Source organism: Synechococcus sp. H70.1 (genome assembly GCF_047502705.1).
GTDB lineage: Bacteria > Cyanobacteriota > Cyanobacteriia > Thermostichales > Thermostichaceae > Thermostichus.
In genome coordinates, this window is sequence record NZ_JANSIV010000031.1 from 1 (window position 1) to 9,631 (window position 9,631).

General features: G+C 61.0%; 8 protein-coding genes. 5 read left to right on the top strand and 3 right to left on the bottom strand.

The genetic code is table 11. The features are described from left to right. Both NW827_RS02160 and rodA read right to left on the bottom strand, forming a co-directional pair. Nucleotides 1–819, bottom strand: an 819-nt coding sequence (locus NW827_RS02160) for a cysteine desulfurase family protein (protein WP_414503286.1), incomplete at its 3' end; no start/stop codon positions are given. Nucleotides 820–950: 131 nt separating this feature from the next. Further along, entirely contained in the window at nucleotides 951–2,261 is a 1,311-nt protein-coding gene (gene rodA, locus NW827_RS02165; protein WP_414404093.1) for a rod shape-determining protein RodA, read from the bottom strand. A 483-nt stretch (nucleotides 2,262–2,744) separates the two neighbouring features. On the opposite strand from rodA, the gene NW827_RS02170 reads away from it, so the two are divergent. Then, entirely contained in the window at nucleotides 2,745–3,743 is a 999-nt protein-coding gene (locus NW827_RS02170) for a ribose-phosphate pyrophosphokinase (RefSeq protein ID WP_414359726.1), read from the top strand. Between the two features lie 22 nt (nucleotides 3,744–3,765). Here the strand turns inward: NW827_RS02170 and NW827_RS02175 are convergent, their stop codons facing one another. After that, nucleotides 3,766–4,590 (bottom strand): septal ring lytic transglycosylase RlpA family protein, encoded by an 825-nt coding sequence (locus NW827_RS02175; protein WP_414503287.1) that lies wholly within the window; start codon nucleotides 4,588–4,590, stop codon nucleotides 3,766–3,768. Nucleotides 4,591–5,003: 413 nt separating this feature from the next. Here NW827_RS02175 and purM point away from each other — a divergent pair, with 413 nt between their 5' ends. The 4 genes from purM (at nucleotide 5,004) to NW827_RS02195 (ending at nucleotide 9,607) form a co-directional block, all read left to right on the top strand. After that, on the top strand, nucleotides 5,004–6,050 hold the full coding sequence (purM, locus tag NW827_RS02180; protein ID WP_414404017.1) for a phosphoribosylformylglycinamidine cyclo-ligase: 1,047 nt from the start codon (nucleotides 5,004–5,006) through the stop codon (nucleotides 6,048–6,050). Between the two features lie 150 nt (nucleotides 6,051–6,200). Then, nucleotides 6,201–7,235 carry an ABC transporter ATP-binding protein gene (locus NW827_RS02185; RefSeq protein ID WP_414404018.1) on the top strand — a complete coding sequence of 345 codons (1,035 nt, stop codon included), beginning with the start codon at nucleotides 6,201–6,203 and terminating at the stop codon, nucleotides 7,233–7,235. Then, nucleotides 7,232–8,017, top strand: coding sequence for an ABC transporter permease (locus NW827_RS02190; RefSeq protein WP_414359733.1), 786 nt, complete (start codon nucleotides 7,232–7,234; stop codon nucleotides 8,015–8,017). Before NW827_RS02185 ends, NW827_RS02190 begins: the two co-directional genes overlap by 4 nt. A gap of 24 nt (nucleotides 8,018–8,041) precedes the next feature. Then, nucleotides 8,042–9,607, top strand: a complete 1,566-nt coding sequence (locus NW827_RS02195) for a GldG family protein (RefSeq protein ID WP_414404019.1) — start codon at nucleotides 8,042–8,044, stop codon at nucleotides 9,605–9,607. The last annotated feature ends 24 nt before the right edge of the window (nucleotides 9,608–9,631 follow it).

Sequence of the window (9,631 nt, forward strand, 5' to 3'; positions counted from 1 at the left end):
GGCCAAGTGCGGCTGCTGCTGCGGTAGGGGGGCCGGCACCGGCTCCACCTCTTGGGCAGCCAAAGCGGCCGCCACCCCCAGGCCAACGATCCCTGGGATCCCTTGGGTGCCGGCTCGCAGCCGCCGTTCTTGGCCGCCCCCCCGCAGTAGCGGTTGCAGCTCCACCCCTGGGCGCACGTACAGCGCCCCCACCCCCTGTGGCCCGTAGAGCTTGTGCCCAGACAAGGAGAGCAGATCCACAGGCAGCTGCGCCAGATCCAAGGGGATCCGCCCTACCGTCTGCACTGCGTCAGTGTGGAAGAGCACTCCCGCCTGGCGGCAGATGTAGCCCAGCTCAGCAATGGGCTGCAGGGATCCCACCTCATTCTGGCCGTGGATGATGGAGACCAGAGCGGTGTTGGGCCGCAACGCCTGGATCAGGGTTTGGGGATCCACCTGGCCAGCGGAGTTCACTGCCAGGCGGGTTACCTCCCAGCCCTGGGCCTGCAGCTGGCGGGCGGCGTTTTCCACCGAGGCGTGCTCGACACTGGAGATGATGAGGTGTTGGGGGGTGGAGTAGCGCTGAGCCACCCCAAATAGGGCCAGGTTGTTCGACTCCGTCCCGCCAGAGGTAAACACCAGCGCCTCCGGCTCACAGTTAAGCAGCTCAGCCACCTGCTGCCGCGCCCGTTCCATGGCCATGGCCGCCCGTTCCCCCCACCTATGCAAGCTGGAGGGGTTGCCCCAACTTTCCTGCATCACCAGCCGCATGGCCTCGATGACCTCCGGCCGAGGCGGCGTGGTGGCGCTGTGGTCAAAGTAAAGCGCGGGATCCAGCATGAGCAGCTCACACCTTAGGTCTCTATGTCCCCATCTTAGGGCCGGCTTGCTGACAAGTCCTGCCCAAGGGGGCACTAGTAGTACCCCTCCTGCGGCCAGCAGGGCAATGGCCTCCGCTTGGCGGGGGCTGCCTACTTGAAAAGGCTAGGGCGTTGGCGGTGCATGGCCACCGATTCCACCAGACCAATGGCCAGAAAGTTGGTCAACAGAGCGGAGCGGCCGTAACTCAAAAAAGGCAAGGGCAGGCCGGTAATGGGAGCCAAGCCAATTGTCATACCAATATTGACAACCGCCTGAAAGAGGATCATGGCCAGCACCCCAATGGTAATTAGGGAGCCAAAATTGTCCTTGGCCCCCTGGGCAATCCAGATTAGCCGCGCGCACAGAATCCAAAACAGGAGCAGCACCGTCAGGGTGCCGACAAAGCCCATCTCTTCCCCAATGGCCGAGAAGATAAAATCGGTGTGCTGCTCGGGAATGAAGTCCAGTTGGGTTTGGGTGCCCTGCTGGAGGCCCCGGCCCCAGAGCCCGCCGGCGCCGATGGCAATGCGGGACTGAATCAGGTGGTAGCCGGATCCCCAGGGCTCTTGCATGGGATCAATGAAGATCTCCAGCCGCCGCCGCTGGTAGGGCTTGAGGATGTGCCAGGCCAGCTGGCCCAGATGTCCGGAGAGCAGGTTGAGCACTCCAAAGCTTAGCGCCCCCGACCACCGCCAAGGCAGCCGCCAAGCGGCTAGGCTCACCATGCCCAGGCACCAGATTAGCCAAACCCAGAGCATCCAGCTCAATCCTGGGCGGGTGTGCAGGCCATAGAGAATGGCTCCCACCGCCGGCGACACCAGCAAGAGGATCCAACTGCCCTTGGCTCCAGCCCAGTAGAGCATGACCAGCAAAATGGCCACAAACACCAGGGCCGTACCCAAATTGGGCTGAAGAAAGATCAAAATCCAAGGAGGAGCAATGACGGCAACAGCCACCCAAATCTGGCTGAAGTACCGGATGGGCCAGTGGTGCAAAATAGCTGCCAGGGTAATAATGACCCCCAACTTGGCAAACTCGGAAGGCTGGAGCTGGAAGCCGGCAATGGAGATCCACCGCTCTGCCCCCCCTGCTGCCGTGCCGAGGAAGAGCACCGCAATCAAGCTTGCCAAGGTTAGGAAGTAGGTCAACCAATGCCAGCGCAACAGTCGTTCATAGGGGATCCGCGCCACCATTCCCAAAAACCCTAGGCCAATGCCAGCCATCACCAACTGCTGCAGCCAGTAATGGCTGATGGGCCGCTCCCAGACCACGCTGCGGATGGCAATAATGCCGATGCCTGTCAAGGCCAGCACCGTGGCCAGCAAAATGCTGTCGAACTCGCGCCAGGGGGTGACAACTTGCCTCAAAAACCGTTGCCAGACGGGCAAGGAGGCTGCCTTGGGATCAGGATTACCTAGCAGGAGAGCCATAGCCGCCGGAGCAACATCGGCACTAGCTTACTGGAAAACTGGCTCTCAAGCCCTGCCCTGCCGCTAAAACAGGGCTGCTCCGTATGCGCACCGCCAAGACCTTGCCACGGGTTACCCCTGCAGGGGCTCTTCCCCCACTGCAAAGGCAGCAGCCGCAACTCCAGAGCCGGCCGATCCCCAGCAACCCAACTAGAAGCGGTGCAAACACCAAGTAGACCCAAACCCCAGCGCTCCTAGGCCAAGCCCAGTCTGGCTGGGATCCCCTCGCCGCTAGAGGTAACCCCTGGCACTCATTCCTGTGGCAGCTGCTCACCCCCCCAGACCTGCTGCCGGGATCTCCGCAGACGTTATCTCGGGCCTTAAGAAAGCCGAGATTGCTAGGTAAAGACACAGTTGCTGGGGCGGGAAAAGCTAATGCTACGATAGCAGGGCGTGCCTTTGGGCGCTAGCTACGGACGAGTTCAACACCGATCTGTGGTTCGCTCTGCCCCCTTTCTTCGTCCTTCTCCGCTGCCGCCTGTTTCTGAGAGCAATCGGCTTAAGATATTTTCCGGGAGTGCCAATCCAGCTTTAGCCCAAGAGGTAGCCCGGTATTTGGGCTTAGACCTGGGCCCGATACTGCGCAAGCGCTTTGCCGATGGCGAGCTGTACATTCAAATCCAGGAGTCGATTCGCGGCGCCGATGTTTACCTCATCCAGCCCACCTGCCGCCCAGTCAATGATCACCTCATGGAGCTGTTGGTGATCATTGACGCCTGCCGCCGCGCCTCTGCTCGCCAGATCACGGCCGTTTTGCCCTACTACGGCTATGCCCGTGCCGACCGCAAAACGGCGGGACGGGAGGCCATCACGGCCAAACTGGTGGCCAATATGATTACTCAGGCGGGAGCCCACCGGGTGCTGGCCATGGATCTGCATTCGGCCCAGATCCAGGGCTACTTCGACATCCCCCTCGACCACGTCTATGCCCAGCCGGTTCTTCAGGCCTACCTCAAAGAAAAAGGCCTCCTCGAGGAAGACATTGTCGTTGTGTCTCCCGATGTGGGGGGGGTGGCGCGGGCCCGTGCTTTTGCCAAAAAACTTAAGGAAGCTCCGCTGGCCATCATTGACAAGCGTCGCCAGGCCCACAATGATGTGGAGGTCATGAACCTCATTGGCGACGTGCGGGGAAAGATTGCCATCCTCGTGGATGATATGATTGACACGGCGGGCACCATCTCCGAAGGGGCAAAGTTGCTGCGCAAGGCGGGAGCCAAGGCAGTTTATGCCTGTGCCATTCATCCTGTCTTTTCCGATCCCGCCATTGAACGCCTGCAAGGCGGCTTGTTTGAAGAGGTGATTGTTACCAACACCATTCCTGTCCCGCCAGAGAAGCAGTTTCCTGGGCTGACCATCCTCTCGGTGGCCAATGTGCTAGGGGAAGCTATCTGGCGTATCCACGAAGATAGCTCCGTCAGCAGCATGTTCCACTAACGGAGCCGCCTTTGCCCCTGCTCTAGCGCCTGGGGAGCACCTCCACGCGCACCGGGGCAAGGCCTGCCTGCACCATACCCAGAGCTTCTGCCGCCCTTAGGGAGAGGTCGATAATTCGATTGGGGATAAAGGGGCCGCGATCATTGATGCGCACCACAACCTGGCGGCCATTCCTCAGGTTGGTTACCCGCACTACCGTCCCGAAGGGCAGCGTAGGGTGGGCTGCCGTCATCTCGTTGCGAGTGGGGTGTAGGTCGTACCAAGAGGCGATCCCTTCCTGCACTAGACTAGCCTTGATAAGGGGAACTCCCTGCTGCTGGACCGGAACTGGCGGCGGCGGAGCGGCAGTCTTGGCTTTTAGAGTAGCCAGCTGCGGCAAGACAGGAGCAGGGAGAGGAGGGGCACCCAGCAGCAGCCGGCGCAGCCGATTGGTGGCCAGAAGGGCTGTATCCACTGGGCGTTGGTTATCCACCAGGAGTACGCCTTCATCAACACGCAACAATTCCTTGCCGTTAACCCGAACGGCATAGAGAGGATCCCCGGATTTGGGCTCGGTCCAAGCCAGGGTGATGGTGGTGTCTTCTAGAGATCCCTGGGCCATTTGGTTGAGCTGGGCCACTAGAGAACTGGCCCGCAGCAACGGCGGCTCCAAGCGAGGGTGCTCGACAAAGGTAACGATGGGCAAGTCCCGCACATAGACGGTAACCGCCTGCCGCCCGTCGATTAGGTAGGCGTAGAGGGTGGCAATGGGCTGAGGAGCAGACTGCTTTTGTTCGCCAATCTTGAGGATGGGCTCTTCGAGGAGCCGAGGGAGGCTTGCCTGGGGGGAGGGGAGGAGAGACGACAAGTCCTGCACGTTCAAGGTGCCAGGTTTTGCAGGCAGGGAAGGATTGGGCTGGGGAGCAAAGACAAGCTTGGCTGCGGGAGAAAGCGAAGGGCCTTCCAGGGGTAACTCTGCGGCTTGGGTGGTGGTAGAGCCACTGCGGGCTGACGCTTGGGCCCTGGCATTACTGAGCAGACCCATGGGCCAGCTTAAAGCTGTGACACAGAGACAGCTAACCAAGCCCAACTTGGGGGCAGGAGCCAGTCCCTGTCCAAGCCATTTTTGAGTTTGCATGAGGCCGCGCTCCTCTTCAACTCGTCCAACTTCCAACGCGATGGCTAAAACAGAAGTTAATGTACCATGGGTTTCTGGATTGACTGGTTTGCCTGCCCAGGCGCAAAAGCCCAAGTCCAGTTATCGTAAGGGTATTTGGCATCTTGGACTACCGCTCAGCAGGGGTTGACATCGATCGCGGACGCGCTTTTGTCCAAGGGATCCGGGAGCGCGTTGAACGGAGTTCTACAGGTTCCCCAGGAGTCTTGGGTAGCATTGGCGGCTTTGCCGGCTTGTTCGAGCTGCCAGCAGGCTACCGTGCCCCGGTTCTGGTGGCCGGGGCCGATGGAGTGGGGACCAAGCTGGAGATTGCCCAGCAGTGGGGGCAGCACCGCAGCGTCGGTATTGATCTAGTGGCCATGTGTGTCAACGACGTGCTGACGGTGGGAGCCAAGCCGCTGTTTTTCCTGGACTACATTGCCACCGGCAAGCTGCAGCCAGAGGCCCTCTGGCAAGTCATCGAGGGCATTTTAGCGGGCTGCCAGGAGGCCGGCTGCCAACTGCTGGGGGGAGAAACGGCGGAGATGCCGGGATTCTACCCGCCTGGAAAGTACGACTTGGCGGGATTTTGCGTTGGGGTTGTGGACAAGGCAGACATTCTAGACGGCTCTCAGGTGCAGCTGGGGGATCGGCTGTGGGCTCTGCCCAGCAGCGGCCTGCACAGCAACGGCTTCAGCCTGGTGCGGCGCATTGTGGCCGAGCGAGGCTGGCGCTGGGACCACCAACCCTCCGGCTGGGATCGGCCTTTGGCGGAGGTGTTTCTCACCCCCACCCGCATCTACGTGCAGGCGGTGCAGCGGCTGCAAGCGGCAGGGATCCCCATCCACGGCATGGCTCACATCACCGGCGGCGGCATCCCGGAAAACTTGCCCCGCTGTTTGGCTCCTAGCCAGGCGGCGCGGCTAGAGCCCCACAGTTGGCCCGTTCCGCCGGAGTTTCTCTGGCTGCAGGAGCAAGGCCAAGTGGAGACCCTGGAGATGTTCAACACCTTCAACCTGGGGGTGGGCTATGTGCTGGTGGTGCCCCCTGCGGCGGAAGATTCGCTGAGATCGCTGCTGCCGGAAGCCTTCCCTATTGGCGAGGTGGTGGCCGCCCGCCCTGGGGAGAGCCGGGTCTTGGGGCTGGAGGAGTGGGGATCCCTAGGACCTTGAGTCCCCACCAAAAGGGGGATGGGGATCCCGTCTGCCGAGGCCGGGCGCCGCTATGCTAAGTTTGCAAATGGCCTTGGCGTCGTTTGTCCCCGGCTTAACAGGCCTTCTGGGTCCACAACTGCCGCTAACCCTCTAAGCGAGGAAGCGTCGATGACAGGTTTATCCACTGCTTCGGCAACCACGGCTGCCATTGAGGTAGAGCATCTGAGCAAAACCTACGGCAGCTTTACCGCCATCCGCGATATTTCTTTCCAGGTGAATGCCGGCGAGATCATGGGGTTTCTAGGGCCCAATGGCGCCGGCAAGACCACCTCGATGCGCATTCTGGCGGGGTACTTGCCGGCTACGGAAGGAACGGCGCGGGTGGCCGGGTTTGATGTGCACGAAAACCCGATGGCAGTGCGGCAGCGCATTGGCTATTTGCCAGAAAACCCGCCCCTCTACCCCGATATGACGGTGGAGGCCTACCTGCACTTTGTTGCCCAGATTAAGCGGGTCAGCGCTGGTGACCGACCTAGGCGGGTAGACGAGGTAATTCGCCGCTGCAGCCTGGAAGACAAGCGCCACACCCTCATCCGCAAGCTCTCCAAGGGGTACAAGCAGCGGGTGGGCCTGGCCCAAGCTTTAGTGCACGACCCGCCCGTGATTATCCTCGACGAGCCCACAATTGGGCTGGATCCCAAGCAGATCATCGAGGTGCGCAACCTCATCAAAAGTCTGGCAGGGGAGCACACCATCATCCTCTCCACCCACATCCTGCCGGAGGTAAGCATGACCTGCGACCGGGTGGTGATCATCAACCGCGGCCAGGTGGCAGCCATCGGCACGCCCGCCGAGCTGACGGCACAGGTGCAGGATCGGCAGCAGGCAAAGCTGGTGGTGGGCGCCCCTGAGGAAACGGCTATCCGGGCGGCCCTGCAAAACTTGCCCCAGGTGGAGGTGGTGAGTTTGCAGCCCCTGGGATCCGATCCCCCTCGCTGGCAGGTGCAGCTTAAAAGCAACGTTGCTGCCGTTCGCGACAAAGGGACAGAGTCCTTAGGCTGGATCCCGGAGGTGGCCAGGGCCCTGGTGCAGGCAGGGATCGACCTCTACGAGATCGGTCGTCCCCAGGCTTCTTTGGAAGAGATTTTCCTGCAGCTCACCACCCAAGAGGGATCCGCAGGCACATTGGAGGAAGCAGCATGAACGGAGCAGTGGCCATTTTTCGCAAAGAACTGCGCGGCTATTTCACCTCCCCCATTGCCTACGTGGTGGCGGCGGTGTTCTGGGGCCTGGCGGGGTTTTTCTTTGTCAACATCTTGGTGCGGGTCATTAACTTCTCCCAGCAGGTGGATCTCTTTGCCCAGTTTGGCCAAGAGAACCCCTTCGATGCCGCCACCATCCTGTCGCAGCAGTTTCTCAATTTGCTGAGCACCCTTTCCCTATTTTTATTGCCTATCTTCACCATGAGCTCCTACGCCGAGGAGCGGCGGCGGGGCACGATGGAGCTGTTGGCTACCTCCCCCATTACCAACCTAGAGGTGGCCCTGGGCAAGTGGCTGGCGGTCTGGGTGTTCTTCATTACCTTATTGCTGCCGCCTCTGGTTTACCACGTGCTGGTGCTAAGTAGCGCCAGGCCAGCGGTTGATTACCGCTTAACTCTGATGGGCTATGTGGGACTTGCCCTGCTGGCGGGTAGTGTCATGGCTTTGGGGTTATTTGTCTCTTCTCTAACAGACAGTACCCTCATTGCTGCGGTGGCTACCTTTGGGTTGATCCTGCTGCTCTGGGTCATCGACGCTGCTGCCGGCCAGGAGAACACGTGGATTGCCGCTACCCTGCGGCACATCTCCCTGCTGCAGCAATACAGCAACTGGGTGCAAGGGATCCTCAGCAGCAGTAGCGTCGTCCTTTTCCTCAGCATCATTGTGCTGGGGCTGTTTGCCACGGTGCAGTCGGTGGAAAGCTTGCGCTGGCAGCAGGGCTAGGGTTGTCTTGGGAGGTGTGCGGTGATGAAAGACTGGCGGGCACTGGCAGATTGGACGGGGATCCTCGGCCTTGGTGTCATAGCCATTGGGTTGCTGGTGGGAGCTGCCCTCACTGGCTGGACAGCTGTGCCGCTAAGTCTGCTGGCAGCAGGCCTAGTCCTAGTAGTGGTGTGGGGTCTCACCCACCAGCGCGAAGTCAGCGTCTTCCTTGGCCTGCGCTCCACTCAGACCAACGCCAACATCCTGGTGGCGGTGGCGGCGATGGCCGTCATTCTGGTGTTGCTCAATGTCGTGGCCGTGCGCTACGACCTGCGCCTGGATCTCACGGAGGGAGGCCTGTTTACCCTCTCGCCTCAAACCCGGCAACTGGTGCAGGGATTGGCGCAACCCGTCAAAGTCTGGGTGGTTACCACGGCGCCGGATCCCAACCTGCGGGAGCAACTGGAGCGCTACCGCCGCCTCAACCCTGAGCGCTTCCAATTTGAATTTGTGGATCCCAACCGCGATCCCCTAACGGTGCAGCGGCTCCAGGTAACGCAAAACAACACCCTCGTGGTGGAAGCCGGAGAAAGCCGGCAGCAACTGCCGCAGCCCCCTGCCCCTGAGCTGGAGAGCAAACTGACCCCCGTCTTGTCTAAAGTGGTCAACCGCGGGGAGTTGCTGGCCTATTTCGTGCAAGGGCATGGGGAAGTGGGCCTAGAGGCACGGGAAGGTACCCCAACGCTGGCCCAGGCGGTGGCAGCCCTCGGCCAGGAAGGCTATCGGGTGGAGCCTTTGAACCTGGTGCAGTCGGAGATCCCGGACAAGGCCGATGTGCTGGTGTTGGCAGGGCCGCAGCGGGCTCTCTTCCCGGGGGAGGTGGAGAAGCTGCAGGAGTACCTGGCCAGGGGAGGGCGCCTGCTGCTGCTCATTGGGCCACGGGTGGATGCTGGCTTGGATCCCTTGCTGGAAGAGTGGGGCGTGGTTTTGGGAGATGACATCCTTATCGAGGTGAGCAGCGTCAGCCAACTCTTGGGCACAGGACCGGCAGTTGCCCTAGTCACCACCTACGGGGATCACCCTATTACCGCCCCCTTGGCCGAGCAGCGGCTGATGACCCTCTTTCCTCTGGCTCGTTCTGTAGAAACCCAAGCCCGCGAAGGGATCCAGGCTACACCTCTGCTGCGCACCAGCCCCCAGAGCTGGGGAGAGACCAGCCCCAACCTGGAGGCTGGCCCCGTGCAATTTGACCTGGCTCAAGACAAGCCTGGCCCGCTAACCCTAGGTGTCGCCTTGAGCCGCCGGCTGGAAAGCGAGAAGCAGGATTCCCAGCAGAGTTCAGCACCTGAGGCCCGCCTGGTGGTCATTGGCAATGTCAACTTTGCTCTTGACGGCAACCTGCGGCAGCAGGGCAACCGGGATCTCTTCCTCAACGCGGTTAACTGGCTAACCGAACAGACCGAGCAGATCTCCATCCGCCCCAAATCTATTACCGACCGCCGTCTCACCCTAACCGACCAGAACTTCCGCTGGTTGGTGCTGGGATCGACGGTACTCCTGCCGCTGGTGGCGTTGGGGGTGGGGGCCGTGCTTTGGTGGCAAAGGCGGTAGAGCTGGGGGAGGACAAGCATGTTT